The sequence below is a fragment of the Neorhizobium sp. P1_A6 genome (genome assembly GCF_056406795.1).
On the sequence record NZ_JBFTZM010000021.1, the window covers coordinates 50841 to 71890 of the forward strand.

At 60.4% G+C, this 21050-nt stretch carries 20 protein-coding genes and 1 tRNA gene; 8 read left to right on the top strand and 13 right to left on the bottom strand.

Annotated elements, in window-relative coordinates:
* Positions 1 to 27: 27 nt before the first annotated feature.
* On the bottom strand, positions 28 to 2244 hold the full coding sequence (locus AC1D3C_RS27160) for a RelA/SpoT family protein (protein WP_477485054.1): 2217 nt from the start codon (positions 2242 to 2244) through the stop codon (positions 28 to 30).
* A gap of 158 nt (positions 2245 to 2402) precedes the next feature.
* On the bottom strand, positions 2403 to 2810 hold the full coding sequence (rpoZ, locus tag AC1D3C_RS27165) for a DNA-directed RNA polymerase subunit omega (protein ID WP_037080919.1): 408 nt from the start codon (positions 2808 to 2810) through the stop codon (positions 2403 to 2405).
* 289 nt (positions 2811 to 3099) lie between these two features.
* Here rpoZ and AC1D3C_RS27170 point away from each other — a divergent pair, with 289 nt between their 5' ends.
* Together AC1D3C_RS27170 and AC1D3C_RS27175 are read left to right on the top strand one after the other, a co-directional pair.
* Positions 3100 to 3675, top strand: coding sequence for a LabA-like NYN domain-containing protein (locus tag AC1D3C_RS27170; protein ID WP_477485055.1), 576 nt, complete (start codon positions 3100 to 3102; stop codon positions 3673 to 3675).
* A 98-nt stretch (positions 3676 to 3773) separates the two neighbouring features.
* Entirely contained in the window at positions 3774 to 4838 is a 1065-nt protein-coding gene (locus AC1D3C_RS27175; RefSeq protein ID WP_477485056.1) for a bifunctional transcriptional activator/DNA repair enzyme AdaA, read from the top strand.
* Positions 4839 to 4891: 53 nt separating this feature from the next.
* On the opposite strand, the gene arr is transcribed toward AC1D3C_RS27175, so the two are convergent.
* The 5 genes from arr to dapA form a co-directional block, all read right to left on the bottom strand.
* Positions 4892 to 5305 carry an NAD(+)--rifampin ADP-ribosyltransferase gene (gene arr / locus AC1D3C_RS27180; RefSeq protein WP_477485057.1) on the bottom strand — a complete coding sequence of 138 codons (414 nt, stop codon included), beginning with the start codon at positions 5303 to 5305 and terminating at the stop codon, positions 4892 to 4894.
* Between the two features lie 76 nt (positions 5306 to 5381).
* Positions 5382 to 6347, bottom strand: coding sequence for a lysylphosphatidylglycerol synthase transmembrane domain-containing protein (locus tag AC1D3C_RS27185; protein WP_477485058.1), 966 nt, complete (start codon positions 6345 to 6347; stop codon positions 5382 to 5384).
* An 81-nt stretch (positions 6348 to 6428) separates the two neighbouring features.
* Complete coding sequence (locus AC1D3C_RS27190; RefSeq protein WP_477485059.1) at positions 6429 to 6722, bottom strand: hypothetical protein; 294 nt, start codon at positions 6720 to 6722, stop codon at positions 6429 to 6431.
* 95 nt (positions 6723 to 6817) lie between these two features.
* The gene (gene smpB / locus AC1D3C_RS27195) at positions 6818 to 7294 is read right to left on the bottom strand and encodes an SsrA-binding protein SmpB (protein WP_038541461.1); all 477 of its coding nucleotides are present in this window, start codon (positions 7292 to 7294) and stop codon (positions 6818 to 6820) included.
* Positions 7295 to 7419: 125 nt separating this feature from the next.
* Complete coding sequence (gene dapA, locus AC1D3C_RS27200) at positions 7420 to 8304, bottom strand: 4-hydroxy-tetrahydrodipicolinate synthase (RefSeq protein WP_477485060.1); 885 nt, start codon at positions 8302 to 8304, stop codon at positions 7420 to 7422.
* Between the two features lie 277 nt (positions 8305 to 8581).
* Here dapA and AC1D3C_RS27205 point away from each other — a divergent pair, with 277 nt between their 5' ends.
* Complete coding sequence (locus AC1D3C_RS27205; protein ID WP_477485061.1) at positions 8582 to 10675, top strand: lytic transglycosylase domain-containing protein; 2094 nt, start codon at positions 8582 to 8584, stop codon at positions 10673 to 10675.
* Positions 10676 to 10851: 176 nt separating this feature from the next.
* Here AC1D3C_RS27205 and AC1D3C_RS27210 read toward each other — a convergent pair whose 3' ends face one another.
* The 5 genes from AC1D3C_RS27210 to AC1D3C_RS27230 all read right to left on the bottom strand — a co-directional run bounded on the left by AC1D3C_RS27210 (position 10852) and on the right by AC1D3C_RS27230 (position 15831).
* Positions 10852 to 11907, bottom strand: coding sequence for a porin (locus tag AC1D3C_RS27210; protein ID WP_477485062.1), 1056 nt, complete (start codon positions 11905 to 11907; stop codon positions 10852 to 10854).
* Positions 11908 to 12089: 182 nt separating this feature from the next.
* Positions 12090 to 13154, bottom strand: a complete 1065-nt coding sequence (locus AC1D3C_RS27215; protein WP_477485063.1) for a porin — start codon at positions 13152 to 13154, stop codon at positions 12090 to 12092.
* Between the two features lie 419 nt (positions 13155 to 13573).
* A tRNA-Ser gene (locus tag AC1D3C_RS27220) sits at positions 13574 to 13663 on the bottom strand.
* A gap of 126 nt (positions 13664 to 13789) precedes the next feature.
* Entirely contained in the window at positions 13790 to 14590 is an 801-nt protein-coding gene (locus AC1D3C_RS27225) for an aldolase/citrate lyase family protein (protein WP_477485064.1), read from the bottom strand.
* Positions 14591 to 14601: 11 nt separating this feature from the next.
* Positions 14602 to 15831: an NAD(P)/FAD-dependent oxidoreductase gene (locus AC1D3C_RS27230; protein WP_477485065.1), complete on the bottom strand. Its 1230-nt coding sequence runs from the start codon at positions 15829 to 15831 to the stop codon at positions 14602 to 14604.
* A gap of 280 nt (positions 15832 to 16111) precedes the next feature.
* On the opposite strand from AC1D3C_RS27230, the gene AC1D3C_RS27235 reads away from it, so the two are divergent.
* The 3 genes from AC1D3C_RS27235 (at position 16112) to AC1D3C_RS27245 (ending at position 18859) form a co-directional block, all read left to right on the top strand.
* A complete protein-coding gene (locus AC1D3C_RS27235; RefSeq protein ID WP_038541444.1) occupies positions 16112 to 16465 on the top strand; it encodes a PilZ domain-containing protein in 354 nt (117 codons plus the stop codon).
* Between the two features lie 344 nt (positions 16466 to 16809).
* Positions 16810 to 17703 (top strand): LysR family transcriptional regulator, encoded by an 894-nt coding sequence (locus AC1D3C_RS27240; RefSeq protein WP_477485066.1) that lies wholly within the window; start codon positions 16810 to 16812, stop codon positions 17701 to 17703.
* Positions 17704 to 17749: 46 nt separating this feature from the next.
* Positions 17750 to 18859: a pyridoxal phosphate-dependent aminotransferase gene (locus AC1D3C_RS27245; protein ID WP_477485067.1), complete on the top strand. Its 1110-nt coding sequence runs from the start codon at positions 17750 to 17752 to the stop codon at positions 18857 to 18859.
* A gap of 190 nt (positions 18860 to 19049) precedes the next feature.
* On the opposite strand, the gene AC1D3C_RS27250 is transcribed toward AC1D3C_RS27245, so the two are convergent.
* On the bottom strand, positions 19050 to 19316 hold the full coding sequence (locus AC1D3C_RS27250; protein ID WP_007758903.1) for a sel1 repeat family protein: 267 nt from the start codon (positions 19314 to 19316) through the stop codon (positions 19050 to 19052).
* Between the two features lie 522 nt (positions 19317 to 19838).
* On the opposite strand from AC1D3C_RS27250, the gene AC1D3C_RS27255 reads away from it, so the two are divergent.
* Both AC1D3C_RS27255 and AC1D3C_RS27260 read left to right on the top strand, forming a co-directional pair.
* Positions 19839 to 20177 carry a DUF2147 domain-containing protein gene (locus AC1D3C_RS27255; protein WP_038541434.1) on the top strand — a complete coding sequence of 113 codons (339 nt, stop codon included), beginning with the start codon at positions 19839 to 19841 and terminating at the stop codon, positions 20175 to 20177.
* A 572-nt stretch (positions 20178 to 20749) separates the two neighbouring features.
* Positions 20750 to 20974, top strand: a complete 225-nt coding sequence (locus AC1D3C_RS27260; protein WP_038541431.1) for a hypothetical protein — start codon at positions 20750 to 20752, stop codon at positions 20972 to 20974.
* Positions 20975 to 21050 lie beyond the last annotated feature (76 nt).

Genomic DNA, 21050 nt, shown 5'->3' on the forward strand with positions numbered 1-21050 from the left:
ACCTACGGCCCCTTTTCAAACGGTCTCTCAGTCATACACCCGCTTGACGTTCGCCACGCAGTCGAGATCCTTCAGCTGGCTCAACAGCTGGTTCAGCTGGCGCAGGTCCCAGACCTCGACTTCCATGGTGATCTCGGAGAAGTCGGCGGCGCGGTTGCTGCCCATGGTCAGAGTGCGGATGTTGACGTCGAGATGAGCGATCGTCTGGGTGACGGTTGCGAGCGTGCCGGGCTCGTTCAGCGTGTTGACCTCGATGCGGGCGAGGAAGCGGGACTTGTTGGCCTCGTCGAGATCCCAGCGCACGTCGATCCAGCTTTCCGGCTGATCGTCGAACCGCTGCAGGGCGGACGCCTGGATCGGGTAAATGGTGATGCCCTTGTTCTTTTCCATGATGCCGACGATGCGGTCGCCGGGCACGGCGCCGCTCGGCGCGAAGCGTACCTGCAGATTGCCCGAAAGGCCGCGGATCGGCAGCGGATCGGGGCCTGCTTCCAGCTCCTCCGGCGAGACGCGCCGCTGGTTCGGCAGCTTGAAGATCATGCCCGAGGCGCTGCGCATGTTGAACCAGCCGTCGTCGGCGACCGGCTTCACGGTGACGCGCTCGTCCTTGTAATCCGGGAAGACGGCGCGCAGCACGTCGAGCGACGAGAGTTCGCCGCGTCCGACCGCGGCGATCGCATCCTCGACATCCTTGTGGGCCAGTCGATGCAGCGCCGGCTTGAGCGTTTCGCGGGTGAAAACCTTGCCGGCGCGCTCGAAGGTGCGCTCCAGGATCCGGTGGCCGAGACCGGCATATTGCTTTCGGATCGCCATGCGGGTGGCGCGGCGGATCGCCGAGCGCGCCTTGCCAGTGACGACGATCTCCTCCCAGGCAGCGGGCGGCACCTGCACGCCGGAACGGATGATCTCCACCTCGTCGCCGTTGTTGAGCCTCGTCACCAGCGGCATGATCCGGCCGTTGATCTTGGCGCCGACCGTGGTGTTGCCGATATTGGTGTGGACCGCGTAGGCGAAGTCGATCGGCGTGGCGCCGCGCGGCAACGCAATCAGCTTGCCCTTTGGCGTGAAACAGAAGACCTGGTCCTGGAACAGTTCGAGCTTGGTATGCTCCAGGAACTCTTCCGGATTGTCGCCCTCGGCCAATGACTCGATGGTGTGCCGCAGCCAGGAATAGGCGTTGGATTCCTTCGGCAGCAGCTCTCCGCCCCTGCCGTCCTTGTAGAGCGCATGCGCGGCGATCCCGTATTCCGCGATTTCCTGCATCAGCTGGGTGCGGATCTGCAGCTCGATGCGCTGGCGGGAGGGGCCGACGATGGTGGTGTGGATCGAGCGGTAGTCGTTCTGCTTCGGGTTGGAGATATAATCCTTGAAGCGGCCGGGCACGACACGCCAGCGCGTATGGACAATGCCGAGCGCGCGGTAACAGGATGGAATGTCGCCGACCACGATGCGGAAACCGTAGACGTCCGAAAGCTGCTCGAAGGAGAGCGACTTCGACTGCATCTTGCGAAACACCGAATAAGGCTTCTTCTGGCGACCCTTGACGAAGGCATCCTTGAGGCCGTTGGCGATCAGCAGCTCGCGCAGTTCGTCCTCGATCTTCTTGATCAGGCCCTCGTTGCGGGCTTCGAGATCGGCGAGCCGGCCGGTGACGGTGTCGTAGGCTTCGGGATTCATGTAGCGGAAGGACAGTTCCTCCAGCTCGTCGCGCATGTCCTGCATGCCCATGCGGCCGGCAAGCGGCGCATAGATGTCCATGGTCTCTTCGGAAATGCGCGCCTTCTGCTCGGCCTTCATGTGTTCCAGCGTGCGCATGTTGTGCAGCCGGTCGGCGAGCTTGACGAGAAGGACGCGCACGTCGTCGGAAATGGCAAGCAGCAGCTTGCGCAGGTTTTCCGCCTGCTTCGCCTTCTTGGAAACGAGGTCGAGGCGTTTCAGCTTGGTCAGCCCCTCGACCAGCCGGCCGATATCCTCGCCGAACAGTTCGTCGATCTCGGCGCGGGTGGCGGTGGTGTCCTCGATCGTGTCGTGCAGCAGCGCGACCGCGATGGTCGACTCGTCGAGATGCATGTCGGTGAGGATGGCTGCGACTTCAAGCGGGTGGGAAATATAGGGGTCGCCGCTGGCGCGCTTCTGCTGACCATGCTTCTGCATGGCGTAGACATAGGCTTTGTTGAGCAGAGCTTCGTTGGCTTCGGGTTTGTATTTCTGAACCCGCTCCACGAGCTCGTATTGCCGCATCATCCTGAAAAATGTCCTCGATACCGCTTCAGTGCCTGCGAATGGGCACCGGACGAAAAGAAAATGGCGCGCCAACCGGGAAGGTTGGCGCAGCCATCATAAAACATTCAAGCAGATTAGGGCGAGAGAATGAACGAAAACTTGCTAAGCAGGTGTTTCGCTTAGTAATCGTCGCTCTTTTCCGGCGGCACGAGGCCTTCGATGCCGGCGAGCAGTTCCTCTTCCGACATCTGGTCGAAGGTGACGGTCTCCGGAGCGTCGTCTTCCTCGTCGCGATCGGAGGCGACGGCAACGCCGCCGGCAGCAATCAGCGAAGCTGGATCGGGCTCGGGCTCGTCGACTTCGACATGCTTCTGCAGCGAATGGATAAGGTCTTCCTTGAGGTCGTCCGGCGAAAGCGTCTCGTCGGCGATTTCGCGAAGAGCGACGACAGGATTCTTGTCATTGTCGCGGTCGATGGTGATCGAAGCGCCCTGCGAGATCTGGCGGGCGCGGTGGCTCGCGAGCAGGACCAGTTCGAACCGGTTGTCGACTTTGTCAATGCAATCTTCTACTGTGACACGGGCCATTGCCTGTCCTTTGATCAGTGATTTTCGGAATTGATACGCCCGATACAGGCATTGCGCGGCAAATTCAAGTTTTTCCTGATAATTGACTTTCGACAAGTGAGGCCACGCCTTCTGGGGGTGCCGGCGAAATTCAACCCCAAGCTGCTTGGATTATTGCGAATCGTGCCATAAATGACAGTTATATGAATAGTTCGTAATGTAGTGGATTATTCCGGAGATTTGGCTCGGCTTATATTGACCAGGCCTCCACCTGCCAAGCAGGTTCATAAGAAAAGGGGATGGAGACCATATGTTTGACCCAAGGGAGAAGATTGCTCTCTTCATAGACGGCGCAAATCTTTACGCTGCTTCGAAAAGCCTCGGTTTCGACATCGATTACCGGAAATTGCTGAAGGCCTTTCAAAAGCGCGGTTATCTTCTTCGCGCCTATTATTACACCGCCCTGATTGAGGACCAGGAATATTCCTCCATCCGCCCGCTGATCGACTGGCTCGACTACAACGGATACAAGGTCGTCACCAAGCCGRCCAAGGAATTCACCGACTCGATGGGCCGCCGCAAGATCAAGGGGAACATGGACATCGAGCTTGCTATCGATGCCATGGAGCAGTCGGAAACCGTCGACCATCTCGTGCTGTTTTCAGGAGACGGCGACTTCACCACGCTCGTCGAAGCGTTGCAGCGCAAGGGCCGCAAGGTTTCCGTGGTTTCGACCATGGCGACCCAACCTCCGATGATCGCCGACGACCTGCGCCGGCAGGCCGACCATTTCATCGACCTGGTGTCGCTGAAGGCCGAAGTCGGCCGCGATCCGTCCGAACGCCCGGCCCGTCCGGCGGAATCGACCGAAGCCGCCGATCTCTGATCCGGCCCTTTGCCCGGATCGCTATCCGGCATATCAAAAGAAGAATAGGCGCCCGTTTTTCGGCGGCGCCTTTTTTCGTTCTGGGCTAGAAAGGCTTCATGCTTTTCGAACGCCCTTCCGACGATCTTCTTTACGATGCGCTGGTCGCCCGCGACGCCTCCTATGAAGGCTTTGCCTGGGCTGCGGTGAAGACGACCGGCATTTTCTGCCGCCTGACCTGCCCGGCCCGCAAGCCGAAGCGCGAAAACACCAGTTTCTTTGAGACGATCGCCGAATGCCTTGAGGCCGGCTTCAGACCCTGCAGCCGCTGCCGGCCGATGCTGAAACTCGGCGAGGCGGATCCGATGGTGACGCGCTTGCTGACGGCGCTCGATACCGAACCTTTTCGCCGCTGGAGCGAGGATGATGTCATTTCCTTCGGCATTGATCCGTCGACCGCACGGCGTGCCTTCAAGCGGCAGTTCGGCATGAGTTTTCTCGAGATCGCCAGGCTCAGGCGTATGGGCAAGGCGGCAGAAACGCTGAGGCAAGGGGCGAGCGTTCTCGATGCGCAGCTTGATGCCGGTTACGAATCTGGCAGCGGCTTTCGCAGCGCCGTGACGAAACTGTTCGGTGCGGCCCCCGCCAACCTGCGTAACAAGGTGCTGCTAAGGGCCGACTGGATCGAGACGCCGATCGGACCGATGATGGCGATCGCCGACCAGCACTGCCTGCACCTCCTCGAATTCGCCGAGCGCAAGGCGCTGCCGGCGGAAATCAAGAAACTGCAAAAATTCACCGGCAGCGGCATCGTCATGGGACGCCATCCGCCGATCGATCAGATCGAGGCAGAGCTGAAGGCCTATTTCGCCGGCGAGGACCGGGGGTTCAAGACGCGGATTGCCGGGCACGGGTCGCCATTTCAACGGCAGGTCTGGGAGGCATTGCGGGCAATCCCGGCCGGCGTGTCCACGACCTATGGGGCGGTCGCTGCGGAACTCAACCTCCCCTCCTCCACCCGCGCGGTGGCGGGCGCCAACGGCGCCAACCAGATCGCCATCGTCATCCCCTGCCACCGGCTGATCGGCGCTGACGGCAGCCTCACCGGTTACGGCGGCGGGCTGTGGCGCAAGCGGTGGCTGCTGGAGCATGAGCGGCGGATGACGGTCAAGGACGGCGGTTAGGTTTACGCCCCGGCCGCGCCAGTCGTCAATCAACGCGATCCGGCGCTGACCAGTCAGTCGATGATCTTGTTGAGCCCCTCAGCTGTCAGGCGGGCGAGACCGGCCTTCATCTGCTCGACCTGTTCAGGTGAATGTCCATGCCATTCGGTCACTTCGCCGATGATCCGCAGCGGATCGCGCGATCGGTAAGACAAGGTCGGATTCCCGGGGAACTTCTTGTCCGTCAGATTGGGGTCATCGACGATCGGTCCGGTTGGCTCCACGACGTAAATGCGTTGTCGTTCGCCGCCGGCTGCAAGTTCCGCTCCCCAAATCGCGGCGTCCAAAGTCCCGGAGAAATAAACCCAGGATAGCGGGTCACCGGCGAAGTTTGATCGATGGCCGACATGGATCACATCACCGGCTTTCAAATCGGCCCGCGTTCCGTGGAAGAACGATTGAACGAACATCGTGGCACTGGCTGCCATATATGGGTGCTCCTTTTCTGCTTGAGTCGATTGCCGTCCGCCCCGGCGGGCTCGAAACTGGCCTGAGCCAAAGCGCTCAAACCGATGCCGGCTCGGACAGCTGAAGTCCTTCCGCCGAAGACCGCTTCGCCTTCCGCGCCCGAAACACCGCCTCGACAACCAGCGACAGCGGCAGGCCGATGAAGAACGGGATGAAGAAATAGATGACCCGGAAGGCGACCAGCGAGCCGATCGAGGCCTGGTCCCCCATAACGTGGCGAACAGTCGCTTCCAGCACGCCAAGACCGCCCGGGGCGTGGGTGATCAGTATCGCCAGGTTGGCGAGCACGAAGGCGGTCGCCGCCTTGAGATAGCTGACATCCGCCGTGGCGCCCATGACCTCGCGCAGGCAGGCGGAGACCATTGCGAAATTGATCGTGCCGATCACCACTTGGGCTATAGCGATCTTCAGCGTCGGCATCTCGAAGGTCCATGCGCGGATTTTGAGCGGCGTGCGGACGAAGGCGGCGAGCGCCAGGTAACCGGCTGTGGCGGCAAGGCAGGCAAAACCGATCGCGATGATCACGGTTTCGCTCAGGCCCAACACCGAAGCGGCATCCTTCGGATTGATGACCATAACGATGCCCGACAGCACCGTCATCCCGATACCGACGGTAACGCCCGACAGCAGAACGATCTTCGCCACGTCCTCGGTGCTCATGCCCCAATGGGCATAATAGCGATAGCGTAGCGCGCCGCTGCTCAAGCCGGAAAGACCGACGCTCTGGCCGATCGACAGCGCGATGAACGAGGCAAGGCCGATCTTCGGGTAGGCGAGGTCGTTCTTCACATAACGCACGCCGGCCCAATCGAAGCCCGAGAGGCAGAGATAGGAACCGAAGGCAAAAAGGAGTGCCATCAGGAGGTTGAAGGTGGGGATGGCGCGGACGGATTCGACGATGTCGGAGACCGAGTATTCGCGAAAGGTGTGATACAGGAGATAACCGGCGGCACTGACGCCGATCACCAGCATGCCATAGGTCAAGATTTTCTTTCGCATCATTGCCCCGTTGCCCATTGCCCGCTCGCGCTCAGAGATGAAAAACGAACGGGCGAAGGCGGATTTTGTTCCTAAGCCAAGATTTCACAGCCGCTCGATGATCCGGGAAAAGGCGGGATCGTCGGGATTATATCCGCGCGCAGGGCTGCGGAAGCCCGCCTCGGTCTCGGTCAGATCGCTGATGTCTTCGACATGAAACAGGCGCCACCCGGAACCCGTTCCGGCAATCTGCCAGGCGCTGAGAGCGAGCGCACCCTCGCCGACATAACCGAGGATATGCGGCCGCACCCTGCGCTTTACGTCCTTGTAGCGGAGTTCGATGATCCGCCGCCGCTCGATCGCATCGATGATGATATCCGGATAATTTGTCTTCCGCACGAGAACTCCCTGGTGTCTCCCTTAACGGCCGGGAGGCAGGGAAGTTCACGATCGATATACGGCGAAAATGGCTTCGGCGGGAGCTGCGCGGTTGATCAGTTCGACTTCAGAAGCCGCGACTTCTGGCGGTTCCAGTCGCGTTCCTTCTCGGTCTCGCGCTTGTCGTGCAGCTTTTTGCCCTTGGCGAGCGCGAGTTCAAGCTTGGCGCGGCCCTTTTCGTTGAAATAGATCTTCAACGGCACCAGCGTCATGCCCTCACGATTGATGCCGACGCGCAGGCGGTTGATCTCGCGCTTCGACAGGAGAAGCTTGCGGCGGCGGCGCGGTTCGTGATTGAAACGGTTGGCCTGCAGATATTCCGGCAGATGTGAATTGATCAGCCAAATTTCGTTACCCTCGTCCGATGCGTAGGATTCGGCAATGTTGGCCTTGCCTTCGCGCAACGCCTTGACCTCGGTCCCGGTCAGGACCAGGCCGGCCTCATAGGTATCCAGGATTTCATAGTTGTAGCGGGCCTTGCGGTTCTCCGCGACAATCTTGTTGACCGTGCGCTGGCTGCCTTTGGGGGCCATGGGATTAACTTCCGTTCCGCCCTTTTTATTCGAAAACAAATCCCCGCCCATGGGCGATGAGCGGGGTTCCTTCAGCTATGTAATGCGGCGGATGCCGAAAGTGAAGCGGCGAGCGCTGACGTCTCTCAGTTCAGCAGCCCGGCATGGCGCAGCGCGGAGTCGATCGCCGCCTCGGTTGCCGGCTCCAGCGTCGACACCAGCGGCGAGCGCACCGTGCGGTTCATGCCGCGGGTCCTGTGAAGGCCGTATTTGGCGCCGCAGAGGCCGGGTTCCAGGAAGATCGCCTTGTGCAGCGGCATCAGGCGGTCCTGGTATTCAAGCGCCTTGGCATAATCGCCGGCAAGCGTCGCTGCCTGGAATTCCGCACAGAGGCGCGGCGCGACATTGGCCGTCACTGAAATGCAGCCGACGCCGCCATGGGCATTGAAGCCGAGCGCTGTCGCATCCTCCCCCGAGAGCTGCACGAAATCATTGCCGCAGGTGATGCGCTGTTCCGAGACACGCTCGATCTTGCCGGTCGCATCCTTGACGCCGACGATATTCCGGTGCGCCTTCGCGAGTGCGCCCATCGTTTCCGGCGACATGTCGATAACCGAACGCGGCGGGATGTTGTAGATGATGATCGGCAGCTTGGTCGCTTGGGCGATCGCCGAGAAATGGGCGATCAGGCCCTTCTGGGTCGGCTTGTTGTAATAGGGCGTCACGACGAGGACGGCATCGGCGCCTGCCTTTTCGGCGTGCACGGCCAGCTCGACGGCTTCACGCGTGTTGTTGGAGCCGGCGCCGGCGATCACGGGAACCCGCTTTCTGGCCACTTCGATACAGAGTTCCACGACGCGCTTGTGCTCGTCATGGCTGAGCGTCGGCGATTCACCGGTGGTGCCGACCGGCACCAGTCCGCTGCTGCCTTCGACGATCTGCCAATCCACATGCGCGGCAAAAGCCTGCTCGTCCACTGCGCCATCGGCCGTGAACGGGGTAACCAGGGCGGGCATCGATCCCTTGAACATGCAATACTCCCAGTCGGCAACGTTCATTCTGCTGCCGCAATCCATGACTATGAGGGACGTTCAGGACATTTGGACGGGCAGCGACGCAGCCGATCTTTTCCAGAAAGCCTCTCAGGTCGCGCACCATAAAGCGGCGGGAAAGCGACGACAAGCGCAAGTGCCAGGGATTTCATATGGAATCTCATATAAGAAACCGCGCATTTTCATAAATGCGGTAAGCTTTCGTTAATGTGGCTGGCGGCTAATAAGGGGACGACATATTTTCGCGAGTTACCGGATGTACAGGCCTGTTCTGATCCTCGCAGCACTGGGGCTCGGCGCTGCGAGCATGCATGCATTTGCCGCATCGCTTCCCGAGGGCATGGCACCGCTGCCCTATGTGAAGCCCGAAAACCCGGTCGCGATCACCATGCCCGCCGCGATGCCCGCGCCTTTTGCAACTCCCGGGCCTGACGTGACGGGCACGATCCCGAGGACCGATCCGCTGGTGGTTGCTCCCCAGTTGAAAGCCGGGCTCGACGCGCTTGCAAGCAACGACATCGCCGCCGCCCTTGCCACACGGAACGGTCTCGCCGAAGGCTCGCTCGACCGCCATATCCTCACCTGGGCTATCGCCACATCCGGCGCGCCGGGCGTTCCCTCGGGCGAGATCGCGGCGGCGCAGACGGAACTGAAGGGCTGGCCGGGTCTGAAGGGCCTGCGCGCCAATTCCGAACGGGCGCTTTATCGGGAAAACCCGCCCGCCCCGACCGTGCTCGCTGCCTTCGGCGCGACCCGGCCGGAAACCACCGAGGGCACGATCATCCTCGCCCGCGCGCTTGTCGCCTCCGGCAAACAGGCGGAGGCCGCCCGTCCGCTGCGGCAGATCTGGCTCACCGACACACTCGACAAGCCGGCCGAGGACAAGATCCTCGCCGAGTTCTCAGCGCTTTTCACCGCCGCCGACCATAAGGCGCGCATGGACTTCCTGATGTACAAGGGGCGCGTGGCGCAGGCCAAGCGATTTGGCGATCTCGGCAAGGCGCAATCGCTCTACAAGGCCTGGGCTGCGGTCATCGGCAATGCCAAGAATGCAGAGGCGCTGCTCACCGGCGTCGACGGCTCGCTGAAGGACGATGCGGGTTATCTCTTCGCCCGCGTCGAATATCTGCGCCGCCAGGACAAATATCAGGATGCGGCGGACCTGCTCGAAAAGGCGCCGCGCGAGGCGGCAAAACTGGTCAACACGACGGAATGGTGGAACGAGCGGCGCATCGTGGCGCGCGGCCTTGCCGACCAGGGCGAGTTCAAGCTCGCCTACCGGACCGCGGCCAATTATGTCGCCGCCTCCTCCACCGATATCGTCGATGCGGAATTCCACGCGGGCTGGTATGCGCTGCGGGCGCTGCATGAACCGGCAACCGCCGAAAAGCACTTCCGCAAGATCCTCGATACTTCGAACAAGCCGCTATCCGCTTCGCGCGCCCTCTACTGGCTCGGCCGCGCCGCGGAAGACGGCGGTCCGGGCAGTGCCAAGGAGTTCTTCTCCAAGGCGGCGCATTTCTCCAGCACGTTCTACGGTCAGCTGGCCGCCGCGCGGCTGGACCTCAAGTCGCTCGACGTCACCTATCCGAACCCGAGCGGGGCTGACCGCCAGAATTTCGAAAGCCGCGAAGCCGTCCGGGCGATCGCCCGGCTCGAAGATGCCGGCCACGGCAAGCGCGCCGCAGTGCTCTATCGCGCGCTGGCGGAAGAAATGACCAGTCCCGGGGAACTGGCGATCCTCGCCGCCAGGGCAGAATCGGAAGACAATCATGCCCTGTCGCTGCAGATCGGCAAGACAGCCTTCAGCCGTGGCATCGATGTGGCCGCACTCGCCTTCCCGGTCGGCGTTATCCCGGCCGGCGCCGATATCGAAGGTTCCGGCAAGGCGCTCGCCTATGCGATCGCCCGGCAGGAAAGCGCCTTCAACCCGGGCGCGGTTTCACCCGCCAATGCCCGCGGCCTCTTACAGATCCTGCCGGGCACGGCGCAGGGCGTCGCCAAACGGCACGGCCTCACCTATGCGGCCGCGCGGCTGACCACGGATGCGGGCTACAACGCGACACTCGGCGCCCATTATCTCGGCGAACAGATCGATACGTTCGGCGGCTCCTACATCCTGACCTTCATCGCCTATAATGCCGGGCCGAAACGGGTGCCCGAATGGATCACCCGCTATGGCGACCCGCGCGGCAAGTCCCTCGATGAGGTGGTCGACTGGATCGAGCGCATCCCCTTCCCCGAAACCCGAAACTACGTGCAGCGGGTGATGGAGAACTATCAGGTCTACAAGACGAGGCTTGGACAGAAGGCGGATATCGAGGCGGATCTGCGGTTCGGGCGGCAGTAGCAGGCTGCGGCTTGGCCAAGGTTAATCTTCTTTTCTTTCGAGCAAGAGACGGTCGCGTCTTCCAAGACGGCGCCGGGGCTCATTGCGGCCCGCCATGCTGTTGAAGGTCGCAGTCCCCCAAAGCAAAAAAGCCCGGCACGAGGCCGGGCTTCTGAACTCAACGTGATCAAGTCAGATTAGAAGTCGCGCTGCAGGCGGACGAGACCCTGTACGAAACCATCATTGTCGCCAACTTTCTGATAGTTGACAGCAACCTTGGCAGCGAAGTTTTCAACGATCTGGTAGTTGACGGTTACGCCAGCGCCCCAAGCATCGTCGCCGAAGAAGTCGCCGTCTGCGTCAACTTGCGTGTTCCAGATGTACTGGGCTTCCGGAATGATCTCAAGCTTGTCGGTCGCCTTGAAGGAGTAGGCAGCGGCTACAGCTGCTTCACCAGCACCGGTATCGAGAACGCCGTAATAGGCGTTTTCACCCGACGACCAAACGCCGGAGAGGTAGAAGGTGCCCGGACCAACGGCCACCGAGCCGATAGCGCGGACAGCGCCGTTTTCGGCGCTGAAGTCATAAGAACCGAGCAGTTCGAGCTTGGCCGGGCCGATCGCCGCCTGGATGACAGCTTCGATACCGACATTCTGGCCGCCAGCGCCACGAGCGCGCGACAGTTCGTCAACCTGAATGCCGGCCGTGAAAGCGCTGCCGGTGTAGGTGTACGAAACGGACTCGAGACGGTTCGAACCGAGGTTGTCAAGTTCGCCCGGAAGGTCGTTGGCATCCCACCAGTTCAACCAGCGACCAACGCGGAAACCGCCAAGCTGGATATAGGCTTCGTTGATGTAAGTAGAGTTAGCCGTACCCGCTACGCCAGTGCCGTTCTGGTTATAAGGCGAATCCTGATTGGCTTCGAAACGAACCGAAGCAACGGACGTCAGCGTGCCAAGCTCAGTGTCCGACTTGGCAGTGAACTCGAGCTGAACGCGCGACCAAGAATCCCAATCGTAGTCGTTGAGGCCGTTTACGTCCTGGCCGAAATCAGTCTGGAAACGGACATAACCGCCGATCTTGAGGCAGGTTTCCGTGCCCGGGATGTAGAAGTAGCCGGTGCCGAACGCGTCGCAGACACGAACGTATTCCATGGGCTCCGGTTCGGCAGCGACGATGGCGTCGGCAGCCTGAGCGCCGGAGACTGCCGCGAGAGCCGCTGCAGAACCGAGAAGAAGGCTCTTAATGTTCATTCTTTTGACCTCCAGTCAATTTCTCTGAATGCTAGTTCGCGCCCGATCGCAAATTGATCAAACACGTAAAGGCCGCATAAGCAGCCCCATTCCCCAGTATCATCTCCCCATATGGAGGCCCTACATAGAGGCCAACCATTTATAGAAAACTCCCCCGGCGAACCGGGGGAGTTCCATTATAATTAGAACGTACGGTCGAGACGGACGAAGCCATCCCAGAACTCGTCCTGAACGGTCGGAACCTTGTTGTAGTTCGCAGTGATCTTGGCCGTGAAGCCCGGAACGATCGTGTAATCGACCGTCAGACCAGCGCGCCAGGAGGGGTCACCCGTGAACTCGCCGTCGGCATCAACTTCCGAGTTCCAGACGTAGGTACCGCCGGGGGTGATCGTCAGCTTGTCGGAGACCTTGAAGGCGTACGAAGCAGCGAGAGCCCATTCACCACGGGCGTAGTAGGCGTTGTCGAAGTTCGCATCACCCAGACCGCTCGACCAGATGGCGAGAGCCTGGAAAGTGCCCGGACCGACCGGAGCCGAGATGAGAGCGCGGACTGCGCCGTTTTCAGCACTGAAGTCATAAGCGCCGAGAAGGTCGAACGCTACAGAGCCGAACTTGGCAGTGACGATACCTTCGATACCGACGTTCTGGCCGCCGAGACCCCGAACACGCGAAAGCTCGTCAACCTGGACGCCAGCAGTGAAGGCGCTGCCCGTGTAGAAGTAGCCTACAGACTCCATACGGGTCTGGCCGGCGGAGTTCCAATCCGATTCGCCGTTGATACCCTTATCCCAAGGGTTGTAGAAACGACCGACCTTGAAGCCGCCGAGCTGGATGTAGGCTTCGTTGATGTAAGCCGAGTTAGCCTGACCCGTAACGCCGGTGCCGTTCTGGCCATAAGGAGAGTCCTGGTTAGCTTCAACGCGAAGCGAAGCAACCGAGGTCAACGTGCCGAGTTCCGTATCAGACTTTGCCGTGATGTCGAGCTGAACGCGCGACCAAGCATCCCAGTCCTGATCGTTCAGGCCGTTTACGTCCTGACCAGCATCAACCTGGAAACGGACATAACCACCGATCTTGAGGCAGGTTTCCGTGCCCGGGATGTAGAAGTAGCCGGTGCCGAAAGCGTCGCAAACGCGAACGTATTCCATGGGCTCCGGTTCAGCAGCTACGATGGCGTCAGCTGCCTGAGCGCCGGAGACTGCTGCGAGGGCAGCAGCGGAGCCGAGAAGAAGGCTCTTGATGTTCATTTTTGACCTCCAGTCAAAGTTTCGTATGGGTCTGGGTTCTTTTGGCTGAAGGACAGCGTTCCCTGCCCCATCCCCGTCGATTGCTAGAAGAAGGACGATCCACCGCCTCGCTTCCGGATTTGAAAATACAAGACGGGGAGGGTCATGCAATCTGGAACTTCAACCGGACGCCATTCCGGTACCCGCTTCCCAGAAGTCTGTTGCCGAAAGGACACAAAGCCGGGGACTGCCTTAGGTGGTATTTTACGCTTTGTTAAGAAAGGGCTTATCCGGCAGCCACTTAGCGCCGCAGAGAGGCCTCGGAAGGGAATCACCTCACCCGATCAGGCGGCGCAAGTGCACGGCCGTGCGAGCGGCTGGCAAAGGTCGATCAGAATGGGATTTGGATTCAGAATTGGGCGGGCGTTTCGAGCCTGGAATGGCGGAGAAGATGGGATTCGAACCCACGATACCCTCTCGGGTATACTCCCTTAGCAGGGGAGCGCCTTCGACCACTCGGCCACCTCTCCGGTCGGGCCTGATTATTGGGAAACGATATCGATGGCAAGGTCTTTTATGGAAATGTCATGCGATTCCCACCGGTCACGACACACGAATCGCAACAAGTGATTCCATTCTTGCCGCTTCGGTGATTCTCAGTAGCCCGAACGCTGCTTGCCGATCCCGCCACCGCGACCGTAGCGACCGGCAAGCGATCGCAACGCGCCGGAAAACTCGGTGACGTCGGCGCCGACCGCCACGAAGCTCGCGCCAAGATCGAGATAATGGCGGTTCAGGGATTCGCTGAAGGTGAGGATGCCGGCCGCCTTGCCGGACTTCACGATCGTGCCGATCGCCTTCTCGATCACTTCCTGGACCTCCGGCGCCTCCATGCGGCCGAGATAGCCCATGTCGGCGGAAAGGTCGGCCGGCCCGATGAACACGCCGTCGACGCCATCCACGGCTGCAATGTTCTCCAGGTCGCGGATCGCGGCCATGGTTTCGGCCTGGACGATCAGGCAGATTTCGTCGGCGGCCGTCTCGGCATAGTCGGGAATGGCGTTGAAGGCGGAGGCGCGGGCAACGGCGGCACCGACGCCGCGCACGCCGCGCGGCGGATAACGCACGGCGCGGACGAGTTCCCTCGCCTGCTCCGCCGAATCGACCATCGGCACCAAAAGCGTGCGGGCGCCGATGTCGAGCATCTGCTTGATGACCCAGGTCTCGCCGATCGGCGGTCGCACGACCACTTCCGAGGGCGAGGTGGCAAGCGCCTGCAATTGCGCCAGAATGCTGCGCAGGTCGTTCGGCCCGTGTTCGCCGTCGATCACCAGCCAGTCGAAACCGGCATGGCCGGCGATCTCGGCGGTCAGCGCCTCGCCCATGTTCAGCCAGAGGCCGATCTGCGGCAGGCGGGCCTTCAACGCCGCCTTGAAGTGATTCTTCGGAGACGGCATGGCGTTTCCCTTCAGGCGAGGAGCTGTTTCAGGTCGGCGGTGGGATCGGCGAGGATGGCGCGGCTCGGTTCGATGCCGGCGTCGAGCAGCTTCTTGCCGCTCACATAAGCCTTGGCATCGTTGATCGCGTCGACGGCAATGAACCGCCCCTCGCGGAAATACCAGATCGACAGGCTGCCCTCGCGGACGCCCTTGCGCACCAGCGTCTCGTCGTAACCGAGGTTGAAACCGGCGATCTGCAGCTTGACGTCGTATTGGTCGGACCAGAACCAGGGCTTTGCGTCGTAGGGCGCGGAGCCGCCGGCAAGGATCGCTGCGGCGGCTTCCGCCTGGTCGACGGCGTTCTGCACCGATTCGAGACGGATGCGCTTGCCCTTCCAGGGCAGCATGGCGCAGTCGCCCATGGCGAAAATCGAGGGATCGGAGGTGCGGGCGAATTCATCGACGATCACGCCGTTGCCGACTTCGAGGCCGCATTCCTGCGCCAGTTCGTCGTTCGGCTTGACGCCGATGCCTACGATGACGAAATCGACCTCGATCGTGCTGCCGTCGGAAAGCTCGGCGGCGCGCACGTGATTCCCTTCCGGACCGCCTCCGCCGATCAGCCGATGCAGGCCGGTCTTTTCGCGGATGACCACGCCGTGGCTGTCGTGGATGGTGCGCATCACGTCGGCGGTCTCTTTTGCAGCGACGCGCTGGAGGATGCGGTCGGCCATTTCGATCAGCGTCACTTCAAGGCCGAGATGGCGGGCGACGGCAGCGGCTTCGAGGCCGATATAACCGCCGCCTATAATAAGGAGCCGGCGGCCCGGCTTCATTTCGCCGGCTAGAAGATCGGCATCGCGCTTGTCGCGAACGGTGAAGACGCCGTCGAGATCGCCGCCGACACTTGCCGGCAGCGTGCGCGGTGTCGAGCCGGTGGCGAGCGCCAGGGTGTCGTATTCGATGACTGCGCCATCCTGCATGCGGACGGACTTTGCCTTGCGGTCGATCTCTTCGACATAAGTCGAGAGCAGAAGCTCGACGTCGTTCTCGGCAAACCAGCTTTCAGGCCGGAAGGTCAGCCGCTCGAATTCCATTTCACCGAGCAGATATTTCTTGGAGAGCGGCGGGCGCTGGTAGGGGATCACGTCTTCCGAACCGATGATCGTGATCGGCCGCGCATCCTTCAAGGCCCGGAGTTTTGCAGCAAGCGCGAAACCCGCCTGGCCCGCGCCAATTATCACCAACCTGCCCGTCACGTCTTGCTCCCCACGCCGATCATGGTTTCGTTGATAACACCACTCATCCGATCGCAAGGGGTATCCCCGCGACACCGGCCCGTCAACAACGCGACATGGCCGATTACAGGCTTTGAGTTCACAGCTGTCCCACACGAAAGGGAAAAACCGCCTCCGCGGCACTTAAACGCCGGATTTTTGGCGATATTCCCGCTATCCGTCGCATTTTACCATTCCGTTTCAGAATGTGTCAGCGGACGAGGAATATAGTCACATCCTAGGAGCGCAACAGGAGGGTGTCATGCCCTTGAACATGGACCACGACCCAAAAACAGACGGCTCACGCGAGCACGCTTTCGAGAAGTTCTCGATCGATCGGCCGGGCAAGATCATCTTCGTCGGGCATCATCTCAGCACCAAGACGAGTTTCCGCTGCCTGATCCGCAGCATCTCGCTTCACGGCGCGGAACTCGAGGTCAGCCCGCACCTGCCGGTGCCCAACAACTTCTTCCTCGAAATCCTCGGCATCCATGACGACATCGGCTGCACGGTGATCCGCCGCGAGGAAGAGAAGGTCACCGTCGGCTTCAACATGCTGATCGATGCCGAATTTCTGCATCACGTGATCCGGCTGAACTTCGAGACCAGCCACTGACCGGCTGATAGTCTCGCGACCGGAGGGCGTTCCTCTCCTGTCGCTTGTGGTTGCCGTTCGTCAGCCGCGACAAAAGCGGCACCGCCCACAGCAGCCCTCGCCATTCGGCGCCCTCCAGAGGATCAGCGAGCGGATCCCGCCGACCGTTCCGGCAGCGCCCGCCCTTCTCCTTGTTCCGTTGTTTCCAAAACCTCACCCGGTTGAGAAACATGGCAGTCACTCCATCTATGATGTGATGCCATCGAGCTAGTGGTTTGCGGCACGGCTTGTAGACGCGCCGGCGAACGCCGTTTTTCATCCATGAACGATGGGACGATCACCGGTGAAACAATAAGGTGTCTCGCATGACAGACGCGGGCTGGGATGATCTCAAACTGTTCCTACATGTGGCAAGCGAAGGTGCCTTGAGTGGCGCCGCCGCCCGCACGGGCCTCAGCGCGCCGACGATCGGCCGGCGGATGCTGACGCTCGAACGGACGACGGGCCGGACCCTTTTCGTGCGCAGCCAGCAGGGTTATCGGCTGGCGCCCGACGGAGAGACGCTGCTCGAACATGTCCGTGCCATGCAGAAGAYGGCCGACAGCATCGCCGACTGGAAGGCGCAGGCCTTCGCGCTGCCGATCGTCTCGATTGGCGCCGACGCCTGGCTTTCCGGTTTCGTCAGCGATCATACGTCCGAGATCAGGAGCAAGGAGGACCGGTTCCGGCTCTGCTGCAAGTCGCTGCACAAGGGGCTCGATTTCACCTATCGCGAGGCGGATGTCGGGATCGTCGGCCGAAGGCCCGAATCCGGCAATGTGGCGATCCGCCGATCGGTCGCTGTCGCACACTGTATATATAGAGCGTATAGCCTTGCCGAAGACGAGACCATGCCGTGGGTTTCGATCGGCACCGAAAGCTCCCATTCGCCGGCCGACAAATGGGTGTTTCAGCATCACGAAGCCGATATCCGCACCTGGACCAATTCGCCGGAACTGCTGCTGCGGCTGATTGCCGGCGGCAACGGGCGCGGCGTCCTGCCGTGCTTCATCGGCGATGAGGTCCCTGGCCTGGTGCGCGAGGGCGGCATCATCGAAGAACTCACCTATACGATGTGGATCGTCGCCAATGACGACGACCGGCACCGGCCGGAGGTGCGCCAGGTGATCGAAGGCCTTGGAGCGCTTTTCAAAGGCCACGAGAGAAGATTCATCGGCGAGAGGGCGCAATCGGCAGCAAGCAGACTTGCTTGCCGATGAATCGATCTTATTGTGTGCCGGTTTTAGAGAACCGGAACTGAAATCCATGCCTGCATTCTCGCGCTTCACACCGCTGATCAGCGCCCTTCCCGCCAGCGTCCCCTTCGTCGGCCCCGAAGCCATCGAGCGCAATCGCGGCCTCATGGTCAAGGCCCGCATCGGCGCCAATGAAAACGGTTTCGGACCGGCGCCTTCCGTCATCGAGGCGATCGGCGCAGCGGCCGCAAGCACCTGGAAATATGCGGATCCGGAAAATTTCGAGCTCAAGCAGGCGCTTGCGGCGCATCTGGGCTGTCAGGTCAACAATATTGCCGTCGGCGAAGGCATTGATAGCCTGCTCGGGCTGATCGTCCGGATGGTGATCGAGCCGGGCATGCCGGTCGTCACCTCCTTCGGTGCCTATCCGACCTTCAACTTCCATGTCGCAGGCCACGGCGGCCGGCTAGTGACGGTGCCTTATGTCGACGACCGCGAGCATCTCGATGGGCTGATGGAAGCCGTTCGCCGCGAAAACGCGCCGCTCGTCTATTTCGCCAATCCCGACAATCCGATGGGAAGCTGGTGGGATGCCGACAGCATCGTCGCTTTTGCCAAGGCGCTGCCGGAAACCTGTCTGATGATTCTCGACGAGGCCTATTGCGAGACAGGCCCGGCCGGCGCGACGCCCGATATCGCCGCCCTGATCGACCGGCCGAACATCATCCGCACTCGAACCTTCTCGAAGGCCTATGGCATGGCCGGCTCGCGGGTGGGTTATGCGATCTCGACGCCTGGCACGGCGGAGGCCTTCGACAAGATCCGCAATCATTTCGGCATGAACCGGATCGGCGTCGCCTCGGCGATCGCGGCACTCAAGGACCAGGCCTACCTCTCCCAGGTGATCGGGCAGATCAAGGCCTCGCGGGAACGGATCGCCGCCATCGCTGAAACCAATGGCCTGAAGCCGCTGGCGTCTGCCACCAATTTCGTGGCGATCGACTGCGGCCGCGACGGCGCCTATGCGCGCTCGATCGTCGATGGCCTGATGGAGCACGGGGTTTTCATCCGCATGCCGGGTGTCGCACCGCTCAATCGCTGCATCCGCGTGAGCACGGGACCGGAGCCGGATATGGCGTTGCTTGAAGAAGCGCTGCCGAAGGTGCTGAAGAGCTTATAGGCCAAAAGAAAATGACCGCGCCGGCCTTGTTCCTGTCGGTCGCGGTCTCAATTTCAGGCGTCGTCCCCGTCCAGACCCGACCGCCCTGTCTCCCGATCCCCTTTTGGGTTGATGTCTTTTGGATTGTTCTCCCGCCGGCCCTCTTGCGGGGCCGGTCAAATTCTTCGACCACAGCGCTCCCTCGAGGAGCTCAGTGCATGGTCATCCATTCGCGAGCGGCGCGAAGGGCTGCGGCCAGCTGCATCTTGCTCATCGTCTGCGCCAGGTCGGCGCGCAGTTCGGCGGCGCGGTCGGAGCCCTTGATCGCGGCGATGTTGAGCCATTTGTGGGCGGAAACGAGATCGACGTCGCAACCACGGCCGGTCGCATACATCAGACCCATTTCGCAGAAAGTGTCGGCGCGGGTTTCGCCACCCATGGTGGCCATTCCGGAATTGTTCATTTCAAAGCGTGCCATCGGTTTGATCCCTGTTAAAGCCTGTTGTTCGTCGTCTGCCCTGTTTTTGCCCTTTCGGGCTCCGTCCGGATCGCCGTCTTAAAGCGGCTGTTTCGATCCTTCCGGCCGGCGGTTTTTCCCGCTCGTTTGATGACTTCACTATGCGCCCAACCTTCCAAAAGACGCCTAAAAAGCATGATTAATTCAACGAAAACAAAGTACAAACGCTTGGTAAACTTGGCTTTTTGTTAAACATGGGATGCCTTGCATTTTAAGGAATTTGCGGAGATTTTTACGAAAAATTTAGAAACGGATTTAAACTGATCGCTAACTACGAATCCGGGTCGCATCGAGGATCTGTGGAAAACCTGGCCCCTCCCCGAGGCTGTAAATCCCCGTTTTCCAAGCCAACCCGATATTTACCTTTACGTACGGGTAAGATAAATTTCGAACCGGGTTCGCGCAAAGGGGTGCGAATTGGAGGAAACCGCGCCGTCTATCGCTTGAGAGGGTCTGACGGCGGAAGCAAAGGAGGAAACAATCATGATGCGCAGACTGATGCTTGCTGCCGCGCTGACACTTGCCGCAGCTGGGGCCCAGGCCGCCGAGCCGATCGAAGGCAATTGGAAAACCGCCAGCGGCGAGACCGCAGCGATCGGCAAATGCGACACCGCCTATTGCGTGACGCTGAAGACCGGCAAACATTCCGGCAAGCAGATCGGCAAGCTCTCCGGCAAGGACGGCGAATATAGCGGCGAGATCACCGACCCGGCGGACGATAAGACCTATAGCGGTTCCGGCTCGGTCAGCGGCAATTCGCTGAAGATGAGGGGGTGCGTCCTCGCGATCTTTTGCAAATCGCAAACCTGGACACGCCTCTAAGGTCGGCCCGCCCATATTCCTTATATAAGAAGTGCAGAAATGGTCGCGCCGACAAAGGCCGCGGCCATTTTTCGTCTCGCGACGTCAAGGACTGCCTGATTTTTTTGCTGCGCCGCACCAACAAAAGGCAGCATGATCACGGAAACGGCATCGGATTTGACCACCAAGTCCGGCGGATTTTTGGATGTCACAGTTTTGTGAAAAGCTTGAATAGGCCTTGAACGCAATTTACGCCGCACAAAAGTCCCAAAAAAGCCTTATTCGGCCAAAACACACACGCAGGCGATGCAAATTCTGTCCGACCTATCTATGGCATTGATATTAATCGATAATTATCTTACCAAATTGTAACTTAATCGGTTTATTTACGGCAATCTCAAAAAAATTAGCTTGCTTAGCACTTTTAACGTGCATTTTTAAAAGCCGATTTTGGCTGTCAACGTTTCGTTGACAACAGTCGCCAAAAGTGGGGCTTTCGGATCGAACCGATCGGTCCGATATCAGCATCGCAAACAGAAATTCACTCTGGTTCGACCCAAGACCGAACCGAACATACTCCAAGGATAAAGACAATGACCAAGATCACTTCCGCATTCGCCGCAGCCCTTATCGCTTCGGCTTCTTTCGCTTCCGTCGCCCTCGCTGAAGGCGACTATTATGAAGGCGCCTCCAAGGCCTCCGCGACTGTCGACCATGTTCAGACCGGCAGCATTGCGAAGGATCAACAGGCTGCCAACCAGATCCAGGCTCCGATCGGCCGCGGCGACTATTATGAAGGTGCAAACCGCCCGAACTAACCGCAGACGTTCAAAACACCGAAACAACAATCCGCAGGCCAGGTCGCAAACTCATGAGCCGCGGAACACTCTGAAG

Excerpts from the sequence above, each read along its gene's own strand:
- AC1D3C_RS27160 (WP_477485054.1), bottom strand. The coding sequence starts at position 2,244 with ATGATGCGGCAATACGAGCTCGTGGAGCGGGTTCAGAAATACAAACCC.
- rpoZ (WP_037080919.1), bottom strand. The coding sequence starts at position 2,810 with ATGGCCCGTGTCACAGTAGAAGATTGCATTGACAAAGTCGACAACCGG.
- AC1D3C_RS27175 (WP_477485056.1), top strand. The coding sequence starts at position 3,774 with ATGCTTTTCGAACGCCCTTCCGACGATCTTCTTTACGATGCGCTGGTC.
- arr (WP_477485057.1), bottom strand. The coding sequence starts at position 5,305 with ATGGCAGCCAGTGCCACGATGTTCGTTCAATCGTTCTTCCACGGAACG.
- AC1D3C_RS27185 (WP_477485058.1), bottom strand. The coding sequence starts at position 6,347 with ATGATGCGAAAGAAAATCTTGACCTATGGCATGCTGGTGATCGGCGTC.
- smpB (WP_038541461.1), bottom strand. The coding sequence starts at position 7,294 with ATGGCCCCCAAAGGCAGCCAGCGCACGGTCAACAAGATTGTCGCGGAG.
- dapA (WP_477485060.1), bottom strand. The coding sequence starts at position 8,304 with ATGTTCAAGGGATCGATGCCCGCCCTGGTTACCCCGTTCACGGCCGAT.
- AC1D3C_RS27205 (WP_477485061.1), top strand. The coding sequence starts at position 8,582 with ATGTACAGGCCTGTTCTGATCCTCGCAGCACTGGGGCTCGGCGCTGCG.
- AC1D3C_RS27210 (WP_477485062.1), bottom strand. The coding sequence starts at position 11,907 with ATGAACATTAAGAGCCTTCTTCTCGGTTCTGCAGCGGCTCTCGCGGCA.
- AC1D3C_RS27215 (WP_477485063.1), bottom strand. The coding sequence starts at position 13,154 with ATGAACATCAAGAGCCTTCTTCTCGGCTCCGCTGCTGCCCTCGCAGCA.
- AC1D3C_RS27225 (WP_477485064.1), bottom strand. The coding sequence starts at position 14,590 with ATGCCGTCTCCGAAGAATCACTTCAAGGCGGCGTTGAAGGCCCGCCTG.
- AC1D3C_RS27235 (WP_038541444.1), top strand. The coding sequence starts at position 16,112 with ATGCCCTTGAACATGGACCACGACCCAAAAACAGACGGCTCACGCGAG.
- AC1D3C_RS27245 (WP_477485067.1), top strand. The coding sequence starts at position 17,750 with ATGCCTGCATTCTCGCGCTTCACACCGCTGATCAGCGCCCTTCCCGCC.
- AC1D3C_RS27250 (WP_007758903.1), bottom strand. The coding sequence starts at position 19,316 with ATGGCACGCTTTGAAATGAACAATTCCGGAATGGCCACCATGGGTGGC.
- AC1D3C_RS27255 (WP_038541434.1), top strand. The coding sequence starts at position 19,839 with ATGATGCGCAGACTGATGCTTGCTGCCGCGCTGACACTTGCCGCAGCT.
- AC1D3C_RS27260 (WP_038541431.1), top strand. The coding sequence starts at position 20,750 with ATGACCAAGATCACTTCCGCATTCGCCGCAGCCCTTATCGCTTCGGCT.